The 20,082-nt window shown below is 71.3% G+C and carries 17 protein-coding genes; 9 read left to right on the plus strand and 8 right to left on the minus strand.

Features of this window, described 5'->3' with window-relative positions; genetic code table 11:
• Positions 1-362 precede the first annotated feature (362 nt).
• From ACQEWB_RS47680 to ACQEWB_RS47710, 7 genes are all read left to right on the plus strand, one after another.
• Positions 363-749, plus strand: a complete 387-nt coding sequence (locus tag ACQEWB_RS47680) for a DUF485 domain-containing protein (RefSeq protein WP_432842861.1) — start codon at positions 363-365, stop codon at positions 747-749.
• Positions 740-2,332 carry a solute symporter family protein gene (locus tag ACQEWB_RS47685; RefSeq protein ID WP_432842863.1) on the plus strand — a complete coding sequence of 531 codons (1,593 nt, stop codon included), beginning with the start codon at positions 740-742 and terminating at the stop codon, positions 2,330-2,332. Before ACQEWB_RS47680 ends, ACQEWB_RS47685 begins: the two co-directional genes overlap by 10 nt.
• A gap of 247 nt (positions 2,333-2,579) precedes the next feature.
• Positions 2,580-4,031: an O-antigen ligase family protein gene (locus ACQEWB_RS47690; protein ID WP_432842865.1), complete on the plus strand. Its 1,452-nt coding sequence runs from the start codon at positions 2,580-2,582 to the stop codon at positions 4,029-4,031.
• A 25-nt stretch (positions 4,032-4,056) separates the two neighbouring features.
• Positions 4,057-5,676: a serine/threonine-protein kinase gene (locus tag ACQEWB_RS47695; RefSeq protein WP_432842867.1), complete on the plus strand. Its 1,620-nt coding sequence runs from the start codon at positions 4,057-4,059 to the stop codon at positions 5,674-5,676.
• Positions 5,677-5,950: 274 nt separating this feature from the next.
• Positions 5,951-7,591, plus strand: a complete 1,641-nt coding sequence (gene pgm, locus ACQEWB_RS47700) for a phosphoglucomutase (alpha-D-glucose-1,6-bisphosphate-dependent) (protein ID WP_432842869.1) — start codon at positions 5,951-5,953, stop codon at positions 7,589-7,591.
• 152 nt (positions 7,592-7,743) lie between these two features.
• Positions 7,744-8,574 carry a PP2C family protein-serine/threonine phosphatase gene (locus tag ACQEWB_RS47705; RefSeq protein WP_432842871.1) on the plus strand — a complete coding sequence of 277 codons (831 nt, stop codon included), beginning with the start codon at positions 7,744-7,746 and terminating at the stop codon, positions 8,572-8,574.
• A gap of 119 nt (positions 8,575-8,693) precedes the next feature.
• Positions 8,694-9,689, plus strand: coding sequence for an MASE1 domain-containing protein (locus ACQEWB_RS47710; RefSeq protein ID WP_432842873.1), 996 nt, complete (start codon positions 8,694-8,696; stop codon positions 9,687-9,689).
• Between the two features lie 16 nt (positions 9,690-9,705).
• Here ACQEWB_RS47710 and ACQEWB_RS47715 read toward each other — a convergent pair whose 3' ends face one another.
• The 3 genes from ACQEWB_RS47715 to ACQEWB_RS47725 all read right to left on the minus strand — a co-directional run bounded on the left by ACQEWB_RS47715 (position 9,706) and on the right by ACQEWB_RS47725 (position 11,233).
• The gene (locus ACQEWB_RS47715) at positions 9,706-10,173 is read right to left on the minus strand and encodes a hypothetical protein (protein ID WP_432842875.1); all 468 of its coding nucleotides are present in this window, start codon (positions 10,171-10,173) and stop codon (positions 9,706-9,708) included.
• Between the two features lie 127 nt (positions 10,174-10,300).
• Positions 10,301-10,666 (minus strand): ArsR/SmtB family transcription factor, encoded by a 366-nt coding sequence (locus tag ACQEWB_RS47720; protein ID WP_360833803.1) that lies wholly within the window; start codon positions 10,664-10,666, stop codon positions 10,301-10,303.
• A 192-nt stretch (positions 10,667-10,858) separates the two neighbouring features.
• Positions 10,859-11,233 carry a hypothetical protein gene (locus tag ACQEWB_RS47725; protein ID WP_432842878.1) on the minus strand — a complete coding sequence of 125 codons (375 nt, stop codon included), beginning with the start codon at positions 11,231-11,233 and terminating at the stop codon, positions 10,859-10,861.
• 410 nt (positions 11,234-11,643) lie between these two features.
• On the opposite strand from ACQEWB_RS47725, the gene ACQEWB_RS47730 reads away from it, so the two are divergent.
• Positions 11,644-13,851, plus strand: a complete 2,208-nt coding sequence (locus tag ACQEWB_RS47730; RefSeq protein ID WP_432842880.1) for a M4 family metallopeptidase — start codon at positions 11,644-11,646, stop codon at positions 13,849-13,851.
• A gap of 97 nt (positions 13,852-13,948) precedes the next feature.
• A complete protein-coding gene (locus ACQEWB_RS47735) occupies positions 13,949-14,560 on the plus strand; it encodes a hypothetical protein (protein ID WP_432842882.1) in 612 nt (203 codons plus the stop codon).
• Here ACQEWB_RS47735 and ACQEWB_RS47740 read toward each other — a convergent pair.
• From ACQEWB_RS47740 to ACQEWB_RS47760, 5 genes are read right to left on the minus strand one after another with little or no spacing between them, the layout of a single operon-like run.
• Positions 14,544-16,016, minus strand: a complete 1,473-nt coding sequence (locus ACQEWB_RS47740) for an HAD-IA family hydrolase (RefSeq protein WP_432842884.1) — start codon at positions 16,014-16,016, stop codon at positions 14,544-14,546. The two genes, ACQEWB_RS47735 and ACQEWB_RS47740, sit on opposite strands and share 17 nt — an antisense overlap.
• A gap of 50 nt (positions 16,017-16,066) precedes the next feature.
• Positions 16,067-17,143 (minus strand): ABC transporter ATP-binding protein, encoded by a 1,077-nt coding sequence (locus ACQEWB_RS47745; protein ID WP_432842886.1) that lies wholly within the window; start codon positions 17,141-17,143, stop codon positions 16,067-16,069.
• A gap of 3 nt (positions 17,144-17,146) precedes the next feature.
• A complete protein-coding gene (locus tag ACQEWB_RS47750) occupies positions 17,147-17,965 on the minus strand; it encodes an ABC transporter permease (protein WP_432842888.1) in 819 nt (272 codons plus the stop codon).
• The gene (locus tag ACQEWB_RS47755) at positions 17,950-18,849 is read right to left on the minus strand and encodes an ABC transporter permease (RefSeq protein WP_432842890.1); all 900 of its coding nucleotides are present in this window, start codon (positions 18,847-18,849) and stop codon (positions 17,950-17,952) included. The genes ACQEWB_RS47750 and ACQEWB_RS47755 overlap by 16 nt, the downstream gene beginning before the upstream one ends.
• Positions 18,846-19,997: an ABC transporter substrate-binding protein gene (locus tag ACQEWB_RS47760; protein WP_432842892.1), complete on the minus strand. Its 1,152-nt coding sequence runs from the start codon at positions 19,995-19,997 to the stop codon at positions 18,846-18,848. Before ACQEWB_RS47760 ends, ACQEWB_RS47755 begins: the two co-directional genes overlap by 4 nt.
• Positions 19,998-20,082: the final 85 nt, after the last annotated feature.

Here is a 20,082-nt window from a genome sequence, read left to right on the forward strand (position 1 = left end):
GCTGCATTTGAGACAGCCTTGCGATGGAATAGGTATGGACTATTCATGGGTGCACCGCTTTTCGCAGGCCGTGCGATGTCGACCGGGCCCGATCCTGATGTGTGAATGAGCCAGCCCGATAAATTCACCCGTCTGCCCGGTTGATAGTTCAACCGTGGCGCTGCAATACTCCGGCATCCGGTGCCGCCTCACCCTCCGGCGGGCCCGCAGGAATCCGGAAAGCGGCGATTCCAGATTCACGAACCCCCACAATGTTCGCACGGTGATCGACTCCGGCACGCCCTGTCCGCGTGTTCGATCTGTTTTTTGGACCGACCGGACGAATCTCCGCCGCGACACCAGAAAGCGAAGAAGGTGCCGACTTGAATGTCGAGCAGGCGAAACGGCGCGAGATATCCGACAACCCCGAATTCCGGCAGCTGCGTCGAGTGCAGTTGCGATCGGGGGTACGGATGACGGCTCTCGCCGTCGGCGGGTTCCTGGTGTACGTCCTGCTGTCGAGTTTCATGCCCGCTCTCATGAACACGTCGCTGGCCGGTCACCTCACGCTCGGACTGGCCCTCGGGCTGGGACAGTTCGTGGTGATGGCCCTGGTCGCGCGGCGCCACCTCGTGCACATGCGCACCCGGGTCGATCCGATCGCCCGCGGCTTCCGCACCCAGGCCCACAAGCAGCAGACCGATCAGCGGGAGCAGCGTGCGCGCTCCGCCGCTCCGTACCAGAGCGGGGGGTACCGCACATGGCGATGATCGCCGCTGTCGTCACGGACCGGTTCAGCCTGCAGCTGACCTTCCTGCTCTTCACCGCCGTGGTCGTGGTGACCCTGTTCACCGCGCTGCTGATCGCCCCGCAGCGCGACGAGATCAGCGAGTTCTACCTCGGCAACCGCACCATGACGCCCCTGCGCAACGGCCTTGCGATGTGCGGCGACTACCTGTCCGCCGCCACCCTGCTGGGCAGCACCGGCCTGGTCGCCCTCACCGGCTACGACGGACTGCTCTACCTCGGCGGCACCGCGGTGGCCTGGATGATGGTCCTGCTGCTGATCGCTGAACCCCTGCGCAACGCGGGCAGGTTCACCCTCGGCGACACCATCGCCCTGCGCATGCCGCGCGGCCAGCGGCCGGTCCGGCTCGCCCTGGCCCTGTGCACCCTCGCCGTCACCACCCTCTACCTGGTCGCCCAACTGGTCGGCAGCGTCGCCCTGCTGACCCAGTTCACCGGCGAACCGAGCGCCGCCACCCGCACCCTGTGCGTGGTCGTCATCGGCTCCATCGTCATCGTGTACGCGGCCCTCGGCGGCGCGCCCGGAGCCACCTTCATCCAGATCGTCAAGGCCGTCATGATCGTCGCCGGCGTGAGCGTGACCGCGGTGATGGTGCTGCACCACTACCACTGGAACATCAACGCTCTGCTGACCGCCGCCGCCGACAACAGCGGCATCGGGACCCGCTTCCTCGAACCCGGCCTGCGCTACGGCGGCAGCACCACCAGCAAACTGGACTTCTTCAGCCTGGAGTTGGCGATCGTGCTCGGCCTCGCCGCGCTCCCGCACGTCATGATGCGGCTGCTCGCCCCGCGCTCCCGCCAGGTCCTGCGCACCTCGGTCATCTGGGCGATGGGCCTGGTCGGCCTCGTCTGCCTGGCCGCCGGGATCCTCGGCCTGGGCGCCACGGCCGTCGTGGGCCGGGACACCATCTCCGGCATGGACCACAAGGGCGACGCCGCCGTCCTGCTCCTCGCGCACGCCCTCGGCGGCGGCATCCTCACCGCGCTGCTGTCCTGTCTGGCCTTCGTCACGCTGCTCGCGGTGGCCGCCGGACTCACCCTCGCCGCGGCCTCCTCCCTGGCCCACGACCTCTACGGCGAGGTCATCCGCAAGGGCAGGGCGAAGGAGACAGAGGAACTCCTGGTGGCCCGGCTCGCCGCCGCCGTCATGGGCGTCCTCGGCATCCTGCTCGCCCTCGTGTCCTGGGGCGCCAACACCGCGACCCTCGCCTTCCTCGCCTTCGCGATCGCCGCCTCCGCCATCCTGCCCACCCTCGTCTACACCCTGTTCTGGCGCCGCTTCACCGCCACCGGCGCCCTGCTCAGCCTGTGCGGCGGCCTGGTCTGCTCGGTCCTCCTGGTCGTCTTCTCACCCGTCGTCTCCTCCACCCCCGCCTCGCTCTACCCGTCCTCCGACTTCGCCTGGTTCCCGCTGCAGAACCCCGGCATCGTCTCCATCCCGGCCGGCTTCCTCCTCGGCTGGCTCGGCACGGTCCTGAGCCGGCCCGAACCACCGGAGACATACGCCGACTTCGAGGTCCGCGCGCTCGTCGGCGTCGACTAGGCGCTCCGCCAAGCGCTCCGCCGGAAGTGCGGCGACAGGCCGTAGATCGGCTGCAGCGCCGTCGTGGCCGGTCGCGCAGTTCCCCGCGCCCCTTCGGGGCACGGCCGAACCGCAGTGCACTTCACCGGGTCCGCCGAGGACGCGCCGGCCCCGTGAGGAGAACGCCAAGCCCCGTCTCCGTACCCGATTCGCCTCGTTCGCCCGTCCGACGCCCGCCCTTCGCGCTCGGGGCCCAGGCTCGGGTGCCATGGCATCGACTTCCGACGGACGCGCACCGGCCGGCGGACGGGCATCGGCGGGGGCGGGGCAGCCGTCGGCGGCAGCCAAGTCCATGCTGTTCGTCCCGCTGGGCGCGGTCGCCGTCCTGCTCCTGGACGCGGCGACCGACTTCTTCCCCGACGACCCGATCACGGGCGTCCTGACCCCGACCCGGCTCGTACTCCTGATCGGCCTGGCCGCCATGGCCGTACCGGCGCCGGGCCGCCCGCGGGCCCGGCTGCGGGACTTCCGCACCCGCCTGGACCTGCCCATCGGCCTGCTGCTCGGCGCGTCGGTGCTTGCCACGTACGGCGGCGGTCACCCCACCGCCCCCCTGCGCGGCCTCCTCACGGTCGTCGCCTGCTACTACCTGGTCGTCGGCCTGCGCCGCACCCAGCCCGAGTCCTGGCGGGCCGTCGGCCTCCTCGCCCTCGCCGGAGTCGCGGCGGCCGGCACCAGCGCCCTCGCCCAGTTCACCAACGACACCCCGACCGGCTTCTGCCGCACCGGCCTGCTCACCGACATCGCCTGCGACGCGGGCGGCGACGACGTGCTCGTCCGGGCCACCGGCACCTTCGCCAACCCCAACCTGTTGGCCGCCTTCCTGGTGCTGCTCCTGCCGTTCACCCTCCTCGCCGCCGTCGCGGTCGACGAGCGCACGGCCCGTACGGCGATCGTCGTCCTGGGCGTCATCGGGTACGGCGCCCTGCTCACCACTTTCTCCCGCGCCGGGTACGTCGCCGGTGCCGCCGGCCTGCTCGTGCTGGGCGCCGCCTACTGGCTCGCGCCCCGGCTCGTCGACCGCACCCGACGGCGCCTGGTGGCAGGGGTGGGCGTGGGCGGCCTGCTGGCCGCGTCCGCCGCGATCTGGCTGGCATCCCGGGCCGGGAACTCGCTGGGCATACGCGGCCAGGCCTGGCGCGCCGCCCTCGACCTCGCCCCCGACAACCCCCTCGGCGTCGGCCTCGGCCGGTCCGGCGCGGTCATCACCGCCACCGCGCCCGGCGACCGGGTCTTCGTGCACGCCCACAACCTCTGGCTCAACTGGCTGGTGGAGACCGGCCCGTCGGGCCTGCTCGCCATCGCCGCGGTCACCGTCGTCGCCTGGACCTCCGCGGCCCGTGCCGCCCGCGCCAAGTCGGTCGTCGGCACGGTCGGCCTCGCGGCCCTGACCGGCTTCTTCCTGATGAGCATGCTGGACCACCCGGCCAACCTGGACCGGATCGACGTCCTGTTCTGGTGCGTGGTGGCCGTGGTCATGGCGGAAGCCCCAGCGGGTTGGCGGCGGAGCACCGAGCCCCCTGCCGCGACGGTTCCCGCCCGGCCGAAACACCGCAGGCACGCCCCCACACCCGAACCGGCCGGTGTGAGCGCCCACTTCACCCTGCCGTCGAACCTGCCCGACGGGCGCCGGCTGCAAGGGCCACCGTCCGGACCATGAACACTTGTCCCCTAAGCTCCTCGCCATGAACGACGGGGAGACCGGCAGACGGGTCGTCGACGACCGTTTCGAGCTGGAGTCCAGGCTGGGCGGCGGCGGTATGGGCACGGTGTGGCGCGCCCGCGACCTGCTGCTGCACCGCAGTGTGGCGGTCAAGGAGGTCCGGCCCGCGGACCCGGACCTCGCCGAGTACGACCCGGACAGCGCGCGGATGCTGCGCGAGCGGGTGCTGCGCGAGGCGCGCGCCCTGGCCCGGGTCCAGCACCCGAACGTCGTGACGATCCACCACATCGTCGACGGCGGCACGGGCACCTATCCGTGGATCGTCATGGAACTCGTCGAGGGCGGCTCCCTCGCGGACCGGCTGGCCCGTGGCCCCATGAAGCCCGCCGAGGCCGCCCGCGTCGGCCGCGGCGTGCTCGACGCCCTGCGCGCCGCCCACGCCATGGGCGTCCAGCACCGCGACGTGAAACCCGCCAACGTCCTGCTGCGCACCGACGGCCGGCCCGTGCTCACCGACTTCGGCATCGCCGCCATCCGCGAGTCCACCGCCCTGACCGCCACCGGCTCCATCATCGGCACCCCCGACTACATGGCCCCGGAACGCGTCACCGGCGGCGAGGGCGGCCCCGCGGCCGACCTGTGGTCGCTCGCGATGATGCTGTACGTCGCCGTCGAGGGCCACCACCCGCTACAGCGCGGAACGACGCTGGCCACGTTGGCCGCCGTACTCCACGAGGACGTGCCACCGCCCAAACAGGCCGGGCCCCTGACGCCCGTACTGGCGCGCGTGCTGGTACGGGATCCCGCCGCGCGCCCCGACACACAGACCGTCGACGGGCTGCTGGCCGCGGCGGCGGAGGCCGTGCAGGACTCCGGTACGACGTCCTACCCTCTGGCGCCCCCGAAGCCGCCGCCCCCGGTGCCGTCGGCCGCCGACACCGTCGTACCCCGGCCGCCCCGGCGACGCGGCGGCGCGGTGATCGCCTCCGCCGTCGCGGGCGTCGTGCTCGTGAGCGGGGGAACCTGGCTGGCGGTGAACGGCGGCGACGACAACAAGGCGACCGGGGCCTCGGGACCGACCCGGCACAGCAGCACGCAGCAGACCGGCTCCTCCACGTCGACCGAGCCCTCGGCGTCCGCGACGGAGCGCTCGGGATCAGCGGTGCCCAGCGGCACCTCGAAGCTCGCCACCGGCATGCTCACCCCCAAAGGCATCCGCACCGCGCTCAAGGCCATCGAGGACGAGACCGGGAGACACACCTTCGGCGACCTGAGGGTCTACACCTCGTACATATCGGTGGAGGCGATGGTCTCCGGCAGCAAGACGCGCTACGACACGTACACGTACCGGCCCGGCACCGGCGTGGAGAAGGGAATCATCAAGGGCACGCTGTCGGGCGAGGAGCCGGTGAGCCTGAAGGGCTACAACTGGGACGCGTTGCCCAGCCTGATCGCCTTCGGCGAGAAGAAACTGAAGGTCGACAAGCCGACGGAGGCGTACCTGTGGCTGCAACCGCCCCGCAGCGTCTTCGGCACACCCGTCTCCATCAACATCTACCTGAACAACGAGTACGGCGAGACGGGCTATCTGGTGGTCACCCCGCAGGGCAAGGTGACCAAGGTGATGCCGGTCGACCCGTGATGTGTTCCGCCGGCTGCCACAGCACCGGAAGCTCTTGCTCCGGGTGAGGGAAAGGCTGAGCCTGGTCGACCAGCACCTCGTACGAGAAACTGCCGCGCACCCTCGTCCACCGTCCGACGGAGAACTTCGTCTGCGCGCTCCTGCGGAAGCGGACGGCCGTACGGGAGTGTGCGCCACGTTCGCGCGAGGTGCGCACACTCGCGAACCCGCGCCGTGACGGGGGAGGATGGGCGCGGCAAAGGCTTTTGGTCAACCGATGTGGAGGAGCGGGCACATGCAGCACGAGCGAGCGGGTCAGCCTGCCGGACCCGAGGATCTCGTCGACGTCGCCCGGCTGGTCACCGCGTACTACGCGCTGCACCCGGACCCGTCCGACCCCGGCCAGCGGGTGACCTTCGGTACGTCCGGACACCGCGGGTCGTCCCTGGCGACCGCGTTCAACGAGGACCACATCGCCGCGACCAGCCAGGCGATCTGCGAGTACCGGACCGAACAGGGCACCGACGGCCCGCTCTTCCTCGGCGCCGACACCCACGCCCTGTCCGAGCCCGCCCGGGTCACCGCCCTGGAGGTGTTCGCTGCCAACGGCGTCACCGTGCTCATCGACAGCGCCGACGGCTACACTCCCACCCCGGCCGTCTCGCACGCCATCCTCACCCACAACCGCGGCCGCAGCTCCGGGCTCGCCGACGGCGTCGTGGTCACCCCGTCGCACAACCCGCCCGCCGACGGCGGCTTCAAGTACAACCCGCCGAGCGGCGGCCCGGCCGGCTCCGACGCCACGTCCTGGATCCAGGACCGCGCCAACACCATCATCGCGGGCGGCATGAAGGACGTACGGCGCATCCCGTACGCCCGCGCGCTCGCCGCTGAGACGACCCGCCGGCACGACTTCCTCGGCGCCTACGTCGCCGACCTGCCCGGCGTCCTCGACCTCGACGCGATCCGCACCGCCGGCGTCCGGATCGGCGCCGACCCGCTGGGCGGGGCCTCGGTGGCCTACTGGGGCCGGATCGCCGAACAGCACCGGCTCGACCTGACCGTCGTCAACCCCCTCGCCGACCCCACGTGGCGGTTCATGACGCTGGACTGGGACGGCAAGATCCGCATGGACTGCTCCTCGCCGTACGCGATGGCCTCGCTCATCGACAAGCGCGACCGCTTCCAGATCGCCACCGGGAACGACGCCGACGCCGACCGGCACGGCATCGTCACACCGGACGCCGGCCTGATGAACCCCAACCACTACCTCGCGGCCGCCATCGCCTACCTCTATGCCCACCGCAAGGAGTGGCCCGCAGGCGCGGGCATCGGCAAGACCCTGGTGTCGTCGAGCATGATCGACCGGGTCGCCACCGATCTCGGGCGCCGCCTGGTCGAGGTGCCCGTCGGCTTCAAGTGGTTCGTGGACGGGCTGGTCGACGGGGCGATCGGCTTCGGCGGCGAGGAGTCGGCCGGCGCCTCCTTCCTGCGCCGGGACGGCTCGGTGTGGACCACCGACAAGGACGGCATCATCCTGGCGCTGCTCGCCTCCGAGATCCTCGCCGTCACCGGGAAGACGCCGTCCGAGCACTACGCCGGCCTCACCGCCCGATTCGGCGAGCCCGCCTACGCGCGCATCGACGCCCCCGCCACCCGCGAGGAGAAGGCGCTGCTCGCCAAGCTCTCGCCCGCCCAGGTCACCGCGGACACCCTGGCCGGGGAGGCCGTCACCGGCGTGCTCACCGAGGCTCCGGGCAACGGCGCGGCCATCGGCGGCATCAAGGTGACCACCGAGAACGCCTGGTTCGCCGCCCGGCCCTCCGGCACGGAGGACGTGTACAAGATCTACGGCGAGTCCTTCCGGGGCCCGGACCACCTCCGCCAGGTGCAGGAGGAGGCCAAGGACGTGGTCATGGCGGCCCTCGGGGGCTGACCGGCCGGCGAGGGGCCGTGGACGACGAGGGTGAGCCCCGGGGACTGCGGATCCGGGGCCGAGGCAGCTCGTGTCGCTATCATCCTCTTAAACCCATAATCTGGGTTTTTGCCCTGAAGGGGCCACGGCCCACGGCCCCGCCGGAGTGATCAATGTCCCTGACGCGTCCACCGGAGGACGGCGACGAGCTGCTCGCCCGACTCGGGTCGCTGACCGCGCAGGCGCGCGAGCTCGCGGAGCTCCAGCGCTCGCGGGTCGAGCTCGCCGTCGCCCTGCAGCGCGGCATGCTGCCCAGGGACCTGCCCGCCGCCCCCGGCGTCCACCTCGCCGTCCGTTACGCGCCCGCCTACCACGGCCTCAACGTCGGCGGCGACTGGTACGACGCGTTCACCATGCCGGACGGCCGGATCGGACTGTCCATCGGCGACGTCCAGGGACACAACATCGAGGCGGCCGCCTTCATGGGCCAGGTCAGGGTCGGTCTGCGCGCGCTCGCCTCCGTCACCAGCGAGCCCGGTGAGCTCCTCTCCCGCACCAACGACCTGCTGCTCTCCCTGGGCACCGACCTCTTCGCCACCTGCACCTTCATGCGGCTCGACCCGGCCACCGGGGTCCTGGAGAGCGCCCGGGCCGGACACACCCCGCACATCTGGGCCACCCAGGACGGCCGGTCCGGCATCGCCGAGGACGAGGGCGGACCGCCGCTCGGCATCGAACAGGGCATGGAGTACGCGGTGACCCGCCACCGGCTCACCACGGGCGGAGTCTTCGTCCTGCTCACGGACGGAGTCGTCGAGGGCCCGTCCCTGAGCATCGACGAGGGCCTCGACCAGGTCGTACGCCTCGCGGGCATCGCCGCGGTCGCGGGCATGGAGGCGAGCTCACTGGCCGCCGCGGTGATGAAGGTGGCGGAGCGGGTCGGGCACGAGGACGACGCGGCGGTGCTTGTGGTGGGCCACGACGGGCCGGAGGCGCGGAGGTAGGCGGCGAGCAGGGCGAGGGGTACACACGGCGGCCCGGTTGTCCGTCCGGCTTGTCCGCGTCCCCCGGCCACCCGTGCCTCACCCCTCTCGCCTCGCCGACCGGCCCCCCTCGGTGTCTGATGGCAATCGTGGTGGCTACCCAGGATCTGCGCCGACCGGGCCTCTTCGCCCTGAGGACACTGGCCGTCGCTGCCTGCTACTTCGCGGCCGGGCGGCTGGGGCTGTTGCGGCAGCTCGTGGTCGACGGGGCCGTGGTCACACCCATTTGGCCGCCCACCGGCGTGGCGCTGACCTGTCTGCTGCTGTTCGGGCTCAGTTCCTGGTTCGGCATCGCCATCGGGTCCCTGCTCGTCGTCATGTCGATCACCACGCCCCAGGTCGCCGTGCTCGGCACCCTGTTCGGCAACACCGCGGCCCCACTCGCCGCCTACTTCATGCTGCGCAAGGTCGGCTTCCGTACCGACCTCGCGCGGCTGCGGGACTGTGTCGCCCTGGTCTTCCTCGGCGCCCTCGCCGCCATGCTGATCAGCGCCACCGCGGGCGCCGGCCTGCTCGTCCTCACCGGCAAGCTCGCCCCGAGCGGCTTCTGGCTGGTCTGGTCGGCGTGGTGGGCGGGCGACGCGATGGGCGTCCTGATCGTCACCCCGGTCCTGCTGGCGCTGTCCGCGGCGCCCTGGCCGCCGTACCCCCGCCGCTGGAAGGAAGCCGTCGGGCTCGCCGTCGTGGCCGGCGGGGTGATACCCCTGGTCACCCAGTCCTCGGTCAGTCTGCTGTTCCTCGTCTATCCGCTGCTCATCTGGGCGGCCCTCCGTTTCCAGCTCACGGGCAGCATGCTGTGCGCCCTCTTCGCCTCCGTGATGGCCACCATCGCGGCGACGGACCGGACCGGCGCCTTCGCCGGGCTGACCGGTGTCCAGGTGATGATCAAGCTCCAGGCCTTCAACGGCGCGATGGCCCTGACCGCCCTCCTGCTGTCCGCCGTGATCACGGAGCAGCTCAACACCAGACGCTCGGTGGAACAGGCCTGCCAGGAACTGGTCGAGGTACTGGAACACCTCACCGCGGGGGAGTACCCGCAGGGCCGGCCGCCCTTGGACGCGGACGACCGCGGATGATCTCCGGCGGATGACGTCAGTCCCACATCGGGTAGGTCACCGTCGGCGGATACGTGTCCGGCCTGCTGCCGGAGAACACGAGGGTCATGCGGGTGTAGTGCCGCACCTGAGGCTGCTTCTTCCAGGACCGCGGGTGATCCAGCCGCACGGTGACGGCATACGAGTGGAAGGTGCCCGCCGCGCAGTAGGGCTTGCAGTCGTTGACGACGTTGATGCCCTGCGCGGTCGCCGATGCCGACCCCCACTGGGACCACTTGAGCGAGGTGAGACGGCTGTTGCCGTCGCCGCAGGCGAGCATGAAGGCGCTGGGGCGCACCTCCGGATGCCAGAAGCAGTCGACGAGCACGGGGAGCGCGGACTGCTGCGCCGCTGCCTGCGCGGTGTGCGATGACACCGGCCTCGCCGACGAGGGGGCGCTCGCGGCGGCCGCGAGCGACGCGGCGAGGCAGAGTGTGACGGCTGTGGTGAGTGCATGTGCGCGCATGTCCGCTCCCCGGCTGCGGTTCCTGTGCGGTCGTCCCTCTGACGACGCTACGACCGGGTGGCGGCGGGCACCACTCGGGCGGAGCAACGCGAGCCACCCCGCGGTGCTCGCTTCGTACGGCCCCGGCTCAGCCGCGGCTGCTGGTGGGCACCTGCGACGCGGGCGCGTCGGCCCGGCGCAGCTCGGCGAGGAGTTCGTTCCGCCCGTCCAGCAGTTCGGTGAGGATCCGGCGGGCCGCGCGCAGGAGTTCGGCGACGTCGCCGCCGGCGAGCGCGTAGCTGACGGTCGAGCCCTCCCGGATGGACACCACGATGCCGGCCCGTCGGAGCACCGCCAGCTGCTGCGACAGGCTGGACGGCTCGATCTCGATGTCGGCGAGGAGGTCCCGTACCGGGACCGGCCCGTGCTGGAGCAGTTCCAGGACCCGGATGCGCACGGGGTGCCCGAGCATGCGGAAGAAGTCCGCCTTGGCCTGGTAGAGGGGGACTTGCATGAGTGCTCTCTCCCTGCCGGTCGGGTGGAGGGCCACGTGCGGCGGCGCCGGGAGGTGCCGCCGCACGTGCGCTTGATGAACCGATCCTGGTCGTCCGGGGCCGTGACCAAGCACGTATTGGGATCATGCTGATGTGGTGACTTGAAGAAGTCTTCACATCGTGGGCGCACGAAACCCCGGTCTCGGGCCGGCCTAGACCTCGAGCTTCTCCTCGACCCGCTTGAGCTGGTGGCGGGCCATCGCGAGGTTCGAGCGGTCCTTGTCCAGTACGAGGTAGAGGAACAGCCCGTTCCCGTTGCGGCCGGTCACCAGCCGGATGAGGTGGTACTGGCCGGCCAGGGTGATCAGGATGTCCTCGATCCGGCTCTTGAGCCCCAGCGTCTCCATCGTGCGCACCTTGGCCCGCACGACGTCCGTGTTGCCGGCCGAGGCGATCGTCAGATCCAGGTCCTTGCCCCCGCCCAGCGTGCCCAGGGCCATGCCGCTGGTGTAGTCGACGACCGCGGCCCCCAACGATCCCTCGACCCCCGTCATCATCTCCTTCAGCGACACTTCGACACTCGCCATGACGCCTCCCCTTGGTAGTCGGCTGCGGCGGACCGGCGGCCGCCGGTCCGTCCGATGGGGACCGTAGGTCCGGGGGAGCAGTGCCGGGGGAGTGTCTCTGGGACTGACACAAGCTGGACGAAGACCGACGTTCGACGTTCGCTTGCGGAGCCGGAACTGGCCTGATGCGGGCGGAAGTTGACGGCGAACGGGAAGCACCAGTTCCAGCCGTTCTGTTGGCACATCCATGACAAATCTGTGGGCGGGGTGTCAGTCTGCTGTCCGCGGATTCACTGCATGTTCACAACATGCACAACTTCCGCAACTCTTCTCGTTCCCTGCTCTCCCCCACGCAGAAGGAGAACGACTTGTCGCGGCAACACCCTTCCTCGCACCGATCCAGATACACCCTCGCCCTCGCCCTCACGGCCATGAGCACGCTGCTGGCCACCGGAGTCCAGACCGGCACCGCCGGTGCTGCCCCCGCCGCGCGCGACCACGGAAAGATCCTCGCCACGCCGCGGGCGGGCGCGGCCCAGGTCCCGCTCACCCCGGCTCGACGCGCCGCACTCGTCGCGAACGCCACCGGGAAGGCCGCCGCCACCGCCCGGACCCTCGGCCTGGGCGCCAAGGAGAAGCTGGTCGTCAAGGACGTCGTACGGGACGCCGACGGCACGACCCACACCCGCTACGAGCGGACGTACGCCGGACTGCCGGTCCTCGGCGGCGACCTGGTCGTGCACGCCGGGAAGGGCCGGACCACGAGCACGGCGGCGACCCGCGCCACGCTCGCCGTCCCGACCACCAGTCCGAGGCTCACCGCCGCCACCGCGAAGAGCCGTGCGCTCGCCGCCGCCAGGAAGGCCGGAGCGAAGACCGCCGAGCTCGACGGCGCGCCGCGCCGGGTCGTCTGGGCCGCCACCGGGAAACCCGCCCTGGCCTGGGAGTCGGTGGTCGGCGGCTTCCAGCACGACGGGACGCCCAGCGAACTGCATGTGATCACCGACGCCGGAACCGGCAAGGAACTCTTCCGCTACCAGGGCATCGAGACCGGCACCGGCACCGGCCAGTTCAACGGAACCGTGCCGCTGAGCACCACGCTCGCCGGCTCGACGTACCAGCTCGTCGACGGTGACCGTGCGGGTCACCGTACCTACGACCTGAACCAGGGAACCTCCGGCACCGGCACCCTGTTCACCGACGACAACGATGTCTGGGGCGACGGAACCCCGGCCGACCGCCAGACCGCGGGCGTGGACGTCGCCTTCGGTGCCGCCGCGACCTGGGACTACTACAAGGACGTCTTCGGCCGCAACGGCATCCGCAACGACGGCGTCGCCGCCTACAGCCGCGCCCACTACGGCAACAACTACGTCAACGCCTTCTGGTCCGACACCTGCTTCTGCATGACCTACGGCGACGGCTCCGGCAACACGCACCCGCTGACCGCCCTGGACGTCGCCGCGCACGAGATGAGCCACGGCGTCACCAGCGCGACCGCCGGCCTGACCTACTCCGGCGAGTCGGGCGGCCTCAACGAGGCGACCTCGGACATCTTCGCCGCCGCCGTCGAGTTCCACGCGAACCTGCCCGCCGACGTCCCCGACTACCTGGTCGGCGAGAAGATCGACATCAACGGCGACGGCACCCCGCTGCGCTACATGGACAAGCCGTCCAGCGACGGCACCTCCCGCGACTACTGGGACTCCTCGCTCGGCAACATCGACGTCCACTACTCCTCCGGCCCCGCCAACCACTTCTTCTACCTGCTGTCGGAGGGCAGCGGCGCGAAGACCGTCAACGGGGTCGCCTACGACAGCCCCACCCGCGACGGCCTCCCGGTCACCGGCATCGGCATCGAGAACGCCCAGCGGATCTGGTACCGGGCCCTCACCACGTACATGACCTCCACCACGAACTACGCAGGCGCACGCACCGCCACCCTCCAGGCCGCCGCCGACCTCTTCGGCGCATACAGCCCCACCTACCTGGCCGTCTCCGACGCCTGGGCCGCAATCAACGTGGGCCCGCGCATCGCACCGGGCGTCAACATCGCGGCACCGGCGAACCAGACCAGCGGAGTCGGCGACCAGGTCTCCCTCCAGGTGGACGCCTACACCACCAACTCCGGCTCCGCGCTGACCTATTCGGCGACCGGCCTGCCGGACGGCCTGACCATCGGCCCCACCGGCCTGATCAGCGGCACGCCGACCACCGTCGGCACCCAGGACGTGACGGTGACGGTCACCGACGACACCGGCTCGACCGCGACCCGGACCTTCACCTGGCGGGTGGCGAACCTGTACGCCAACGCCACCCGGGTCGACATCCCCGACGCCGGAGCCGCGGTCGAGTCCCCGGTCACGGTCCCCGACCGCACTGGCAACGCCTCCGCCACCACCGAGGTCTACGTCAAGATCGTCCACACCTACCGCGGAGACCTCACCGTCGACCTGGTCGGCCCGAACGGCAAGGTCTACTCCCTGCTCAACCGGAGCGGCGGCTCGGCCGACAACGTGGACCAGACCTTCGTCGTCGACGCCTCCGACCAGCCCGCCTCGGGCACTTGGAAGCTGCGCGTCCAGGACAAGGCGTCGATCGACGTCGGCTACATCGAGAAGTGGTACCTGATCCCCTGACCTCCCGCACGACGACAACCGTCGCCCGGCCGCCTCGCGCGTGCCGGGCGACGATCCGTCAGGGTTGCCCGGCCGGGATCTTGGTGAGGATGTCTCCATGGACGAGGGAGTCGCCGCGATCGTGTCCGGGGCGGTCGGGGTACTGGGCGCGGGCCTTGGCGGGCTCGCCGCGATCCTCGGCGCGAAGGTCGGAGCGGACCGCAACGCGGCGGCCCTCCTGCACCAGATCCGCCACCAGACGCACGCCGAGCAGGAGCAGTGGGTGCGCGGCCAACGCAGCACGGCGTACGCCGAGTTCCTCACGGCCTGGCACGAATACACCCTGGCCCGGGGGCGGTTCCACAGCGAGCTCCCGCCGGAGTACGAGAACTGGCGACAGGTGCAGGACCTCGGCGGACGGCTGTTCACCACCGTCTTCCGCATCCGGATCGTCGGCCCGAGGAGCGTGGCGGTCGTCGCGGAGGAGGCCCTCGCCGCCGTGACCGCCATGCATCTCCCGGACGGGGCGCGCGCGGAGTTCGACGAGGTCAACGCCCGCTACCGGGAGACCGGCGACCCCGCCCTGCGGGAACGCATGGTGCGGATCGCCGAGCGGATCCTCTACCAGGGGTCGTGGGACGGGGCCACGGACGTGGAGTCGGCGCGGCAGCGCTTCCTGCGGGCCGCGACCGAGGCGCTCGGCGAGCTGACGGTCACTCCGGAGGGGTGAGGGCGAACGTCGTGAGGACCGCCGCGTGGTCCGACGGCCAGTCGTTGCCGGCGACATCGGGCCACGGGCGCGGGACACCGGTGACGACCGTGCGCGAGTCCAGGACCTCCAGGCCGCGGCCGTTGTGCAGGACATAGTCGATGCGGTCCTGCGGCTCCCGGCGCGTGGGGTCGTCCTCGTGCGCGGTGTGGATCGGCGACCAGGTGTGCCCCGGGGCACGGACCGGATCGGGATGCGCCTCCCGGTAGGAGTCGCGCAGGCCGGCCTCCTCGGCGGCCCGGGTCACCGGCCAGGCCACCTCGGACCAGTCAAGGTGGGAAGGGCAGTTGAAGTCCCCGGTGAGGACGACGGGCGTCGAGGCGCCGGCCGACTCGGCGATCCACCGCAGCGCCTCCCGCATCTGCGCCAGCCGTACGTCCTCGTGGGCGATCAGCTCGGCCGGCGGCAGGCCGTCGAAGGCGGCCTCGTAGGGCCCGTACGGCGTGTAGTGGAGGTGCGCCGTCCATACGTCCACCTCGTGTGAGCCGTCGACAAGAACGCGGACGCCGGCCGCCCCGTAGAAGCCGACGTCGGGGTCGCCGAGGCGGGCCGTGACGGGGTGGCGGCTGATGATGCCGAGGTTCTCGCCGGCCTCGTGGTGGTGCCAGCCCAGCGCCTCGGCGAGTTCCCGGGCCGACGTACCGGCCGTCTCCTGGAGGCCCACGACGTCGGCCTCGGTGTCCAGGATGACCTTGAGCTGCTTGGCGCGGTGGTCGTCGACCTTCGTACCGCCGTACCAGAGGTTCCAGCTCAGCACCCGCAGCCGGGGCTGGACGAGGTCCCGCAGCCGGGTCGGCGTCACCTCCTCCAGGCTCGCCACGACCGTCCGGCCCGGGGCAGGGGCGATGGGCGCGAGCGAGGGCACCGCCAGGACGGCGCACCCGGCGGCCTCGGCGGAGCTGACACCGGTGGGGGTGTCCTCCACGGCGACGCAGCGGGCCGGGTCGACGCCGAGCGCCCGGCAGGCGGCGAGGTAGGGGTCCGGGTCGGGCTTGGTGGCCGGTGTGTCGTCCGCGGTGACCGACACCCGGAAGCGATCCGCCCCGAGCACGGCCAGCACGCTGTCGGCGACCGCCCGCGGCGAGGCGGTGACCAGCGCGGTCGGTACGCCGTCGCGGGCCAGGGCGTCCAGGAGGGCGAGCGCGCCGGGGCGCGGCACGATGCCGGTGCGGACGCGGTCGGCGAACTCCAGGTGCAGTCGTTCAGTGAGCCACCCGGCGGGGTTCCCGGTGCTCGCCGCCAGCCAGCCGGCGGTGTGCTCGACCGGCCTGCCGAGCACCTCCGGCTGGTCGGCGTCGGTCAGCGGCCGGCCGAGGTCCGTGGCGACGTCCTGCACCGCCTCCCACCACAGGCGCTCGGTGTCGACGAGCGTGCCGTCCATGTCGAACAGGACTGCCTGGAGCGGGGGGTGGGTCACGGTCACTACTTTCGGGTGGGGGATGGATCGGTGACGAGGGGTGGGGGGCGTCAGGCCGTTCGTTCGGCGACCAGTACCGGCCGTTCGGGCAGCGACACCCGTACGGCGGTCCCGACGCCCAGCGCGGCGGCCTCGTGCGTGGGCAGGTCGGCCTTCACCTCCGTGCCGTCGGCGAGCAGGACGGTCAGGCGGGTTGCCGCACCGAGGAAGGCGGCGGCGATCACCCGGGCGTCGCCGGTGTCGTCCGCGGTGACCAGGACGGCCTCGGGCCGCACCAGCACGTCGACCTCGCCGTCGGCGGGGAGCGTTCCGTCCGCGGGCAGCCGCAGGCCGAGCACCTCCACCGTGTCCCCGGACAGCCGCCCCGGGATCCGGCTCATCGTGCCGACGAACTCGGCGACGAAGGCGGTGGCCGGCCGCCCGTACAACTCGGCGGGTTCGGCGCACTGTTCGAGCCGGCCCGAGCGCATCACGGCGACCCGGTCGGCGACGGAGAGGGCCTCCTCCTGGTCGTGCGTCACGAAGAGTGTGGTGATGCCGAGCTCCTGCTGGAGACGGCGGATCTCCTCGCGCAGCGTCAGCCGCACCTTCGCGTCGAGCGCGGACAGCGGCTCGTCCAGGAGCAGGACACGCGGGCGCAGCGCGAGGGCGCGGGCGAGCGCGATGCGCTGCTGCTGACCGCCGGAGAGCTGGTGCGGGAAGCTCGCGCCCTTGTCGCCGAGCCCGACCAGGTGCAGCAACTCGTTGGCGCGAAATCGCCGTTCGGCTTTGGACACCTTGCGCATCCGCAGTCCGAACGCCACGTTGTCGAGGGCGTCGAGATGCGGGAAGAGGCTGTACGACTGGAAGACCATCCCGGCGTCACGGCGGTGCGCCGGGACCCGGGTGACGTCCTCGCCGTCGACCAACACCTGGCCGGAGTCGGGGTGTTCGAACCCGGCGAGCATGCGCAGCGCCGTCGTCTTGCCGCACCCGGACGGGCCGAGGAGCGCCAGGAACTCGCCCGGCCGCACGGTCAGGTCGAGGCCGTCGAGGGCGACGGTCGCCCCGAACTCCCGGCGCAGACCGCGGAATTCGACGGTGGCGGCCTTGTCGACGGCCGTCTTCTCAAGCGTGGTGGCGGTCATGGTTCATCCCCGGGACGAAGCGGTACGGTCACGCCCGCCGAGACCGGCGAGCGCGAGGAGCAGGGCCCATGTGACGAGCAGGCTCAGCACGGACACGGCGACGGACAGCTGGGCCTGCGAGCCGCCGACGCTGTAGATCCACACGGCGAACGGCTGGAACCCCAGCAGCTGGGCCACCGTGAACTCGCCCAGCACCAGGGCGAGGGTGAGGAAGGACGCGTTCAGCAGCGCCCCGCGCAGATTGGGCAGCACGGCTCGCAGCAGCGCCTGCGGCCAGCCGGCCCCGCAGCTGCGGGCGGCCTCGACGAGGGTGCGCACGTCGATGGCGCGCAGCCCGGAGTCCAGCGCCCGGTACACGAACGGCAGCGCCATCACCACATAGGCGAGGACCAGCACGAACGGGAAGCTCGGGTTCTGGATGGCCACGAACGTCTCGAACAGCGGAGTGCGGGACAGGTACTCCGGGCCCCACTTGAGGACCGTGGCGATCCCGGCGACGAACGCGATCGGCGGGACGACCAGCGGCAGCGAGCACAGCATCTCCACCACCGGCCGCAGCCGGGGCGCGCCCAGCCGCAGTGCGACCATGGCGGGCACCATCAGCAGCAGCACCAGCGCGATGGTCGCGGCCGCCAGCTCCAGCGAGAGCAGGAGGCTGGAGCCGAAGCCCTCGGTGGAGACGATCTGCGAGTAGGCGTCGAAGGTGACGCCCTGGCCCGGCACATCCACCGTGAAGATCACGGAGGCGGCGAGCGGGACCAGGAAGTACAGGGCGGCCAGGCCGAGGACGACCCACCGCCACGGGTTCAGGCGTCGAGCCATCGCGCGCTCCGTCGTTGCAGGGGCAGGTACACGGCCATGACGAGCCCCGCGACCAGGACCATGTCGAGGCTGAGGGCGAGGGCCACGTTCTCCTGGCCGACCAGCACGTTGCCGGAGATGGCGTCGGCGATCTGCAGGGTGACCAGCGGGACCGAACTGCCCACCATGGCCGCGGCGGTGGCGTACGCGGCGAACGCGCTGCCGAAGAGCAGCACGAAACCACCGAGCAGCGACGGCAGCAGCACCGGCAGGGCGACGTGGAGCCAGTACTGCACGGCAGTGGCCCCGTTGTTCTGCGCCGCCTCCCGCCACTGCGAGCGCAGGCCCTCCAGGGCCGGCGTGATGGTGAGCACCATCAGCGGGATCAGGAAGTACAGGTAGACGATGACCAGACCCCAGAAGCTGTAGAGGTCCCAGCCCGCGTCCGTCAGGCCCAGGTGCCGGGTCAGCACACCGGCGTTGCCCAGCGTGGCGACGAAGGCGAAGGCCAGCGGGATGCCGCCGAAGTTCGCCAGCACACCGGACGCGGTGAGCGCGGCCTCGCGCAGCACCCGGAAGCGGGAGGTCACGACGACCTGCGCGAGCGGCAGCCCGAGGACGGTGCCGATGGCGGCGGAGACGGCCGACAGCTTCACGCTGCCGAGCAGCGCGGTGAGGTAGGCGCCCTGCAGCGAGCTCGTCAGGTTCTCCGTGCTGTACGAACTGGCGCCCGTGGCCTGGTCCTTGACGCTGAACGCGCCGTTCAGCATGGCGATCGCCGGGACTCCGAAGGCGACCGCGGTGAAGACGAGCAGAGGTACGACGGCGAGCCAGCCGCCGGCGCGGGCCCGCCGCTTCCGGGAAGCGGCGGGCACCACGTCTGCCCTCGGGAGGGTGGTCGTCATCCGGATACGGCCTTCGCCCAGCCCTGCGCGATGACCGTCTTGGCCTTGCTCTGCTGCGCCTCGGTCGGGAAGGACGGCGTGCCGGAGACCTGCGGGAGCGCGGCGGCGGCCGTCTTGTCGAGCGTGCCGGCCTTCTCCATCGAGGTCATCAGGGCCGGCCGGGCGAATCCCTTGAGCCACAGGTTCTGGCCCTCGGTGCTGTAGAGGTACTCCTGCCACAGCCGGGCGGCCGCCGGATGCGGGGCGTCCTTGTTGATGGCCTGCGAGTAGTACTGCGAGAACTGGCCGTCGCCGGGCACCGACACCTTCCAGTCCAGGCCCTTGGACTTGAACTCCTCGGCGTACCCGGCGTTGAGGTAGTCCCAGTCGATGCTGATCGGCGTCTCGCCCTTCTCGACGGTCGCCGGAGTCGACTCGACGGGCGTGTAGTTGCCGTTCTTCTTCAACTTGGCGAAGAAGTCCAGACCGGGCTGGATGTCGTCGAAGGAACCGCCGTTCGCCAGCGAGGCCGCGTACACGCCGCCGAAGGCCGAACCCGACTTGGTGGGGTTGCCGTTGAGCGCGACCTGGCCCTTGTACTGCGGCTTGAGCAGGTCCGCGAAGGTCGTCGGGCAGGTCTTGACCCGCTTGGCGTCGCAGCCGATGGAGATGTAGCCGCCGTAGTCGTTGTACCAGCGGGCCTGCGCGTCCTTCTGAGCGGTCGGGATGTCGGCGTACGAAGCCACCTTGTACGGCGCCAGCAGGCCCTGCTGGGCGGCGCTGAGCGCGAAGGAGGAGCCGAGGTCCAGGACGTCCGGGGCGCGGTCCTGGCCCTTGCGCGAGGTCACGGCGTTGATCTCGTCCTGGCTGGAGCCGTCCGGGTTCTCCACCGTGACCTTGATGCCGTACTTCTTCGTGAAGCCGTCGAGCAGGGCGCCGTAGTTCGCCCAGTCGCGGGGGAGCGCGATGGCGTGCAGCGTGCCCTCCTTCTTGGCGGCCTTCACCAGGGCGTCGAGGCCGCCGAAGTCGGCAGCGGAGGTGGCGGTCGCGGCGTTCTTGCCGTCGGCCGTCGTCGACGCGTTGTCGGGAGCGGCGCCGCAGGCACTCAGGGCGAGTGCGGCAACGACGGCGAGGGAGCCGGTCAGGACGGCTGTTCTCGACTGGGACACGGTGACTCCTGAAGGGGGCGCGGGGACGCTCAAGACTCAGAACTTGTCTGAACAAGTTGGCCTCAGTAAGGCTGCCTGTGGTGAC

This window comes from Streptomyces sp. CA-249302 (assembly GCF_050936785.1).
Lineage (GTDB): Bacteria > Actinomycetota > Actinomycetes > Streptomycetales > Streptomycetaceae > Streptomyces.

What these genes read in the sequence shown, in the direction of transcription:
- ACQEWB_RS47685 (WP_432842863.1), top strand. Translation starts at nt 740, where the DNA reads ATGGCGATGATCGCCGCTGTCGTCACGGACCGGTTCAGCCTGCAGCTG.
- ACQEWB_RS47690 (WP_432842865.1), top strand. Translation starts at nt 2,580, where the DNA reads ATGGCATCGACTTCCGACGGACGCGCACCGGCCGGCGGACGGGCATCG.
- ACQEWB_RS47695 (WP_432842867.1), top strand. Translation starts at nt 4,057, where the DNA reads ATGAACGACGGGGAGACCGGCAGACGGGTCGTCGACGACCGTTTCGAG.
- pgm (WP_432842869.1), top strand. Translation starts at nt 5,951, where the DNA reads ATGCAGCACGAGCGAGCGGGTCAGCCTGCCGGACCCGAGGATCTCGTC.
- ACQEWB_RS47705 (WP_432842871.1), top strand. Translation starts at nt 7,744, where the DNA reads ATGTCCCTGACGCGTCCACCGGAGGACGGCGACGAGCTGCTCGCCCGA.
- ACQEWB_RS47710 (WP_432842873.1), top strand. Translation starts at nt 8,694, where the DNA reads ATGGCAATCGTGGTGGCTACCCAGGATCTGCGCCGACCGGGCCTCTTC.
- ACQEWB_RS47715 (WP_432842875.1), bottom strand. Translation starts at nt 10,173, where the DNA reads ATGCGCGCACATGCACTCACCACAGCCGTCACACTCTGCCTCGCCGCG.
- ACQEWB_RS47720 (WP_360833803.1), bottom strand. Translation starts at nt 10,666, where the DNA reads ATGCAAGTCCCCCTCTACCAGGCCAAGGCGGACTTCTTCCGCATGCTC.
- ACQEWB_RS47725 (WP_432842878.1), bottom strand. Translation starts at nt 11,233, where the DNA reads ATGGCGAGTGTCGAAGTGTCGCTGAAGGAGATGATGACGGGGGTCGAG.
- ACQEWB_RS47730 (WP_432842880.1), top strand. Translation starts at nt 11,644, where the DNA reads ATGAGCACGCTGCTGGCCACCGGAGTCCAGACCGGCACCGCCGGTGCT.
- ACQEWB_RS47735 (WP_432842882.1), top strand. Translation starts at nt 13,949, where the DNA reads ATGGACGAGGGAGTCGCCGCGATCGTGTCCGGGGCGGTCGGGGTACTG.
- ACQEWB_RS47745 (WP_432842886.1), bottom strand. Translation starts at nt 17,143, where the DNA reads ATGACCGCCACCACGCTTGAGAAGACGGCCGTCGACAAGGCCGCCACC.
- ACQEWB_RS47750 (WP_432842888.1), bottom strand. Translation starts at nt 17,965, where the DNA reads ATGGCTCGACGCCTGAACCCGTGGCGGTGGGTCGTCCTCGGCCTGGCC.
- ACQEWB_RS47755 (WP_432842890.1), bottom strand. Translation starts at nt 18,849, where the DNA reads ATGACGACCACCCTCCCGAGGGCAGACGTGGTGCCCGCCGCTTCCCGG.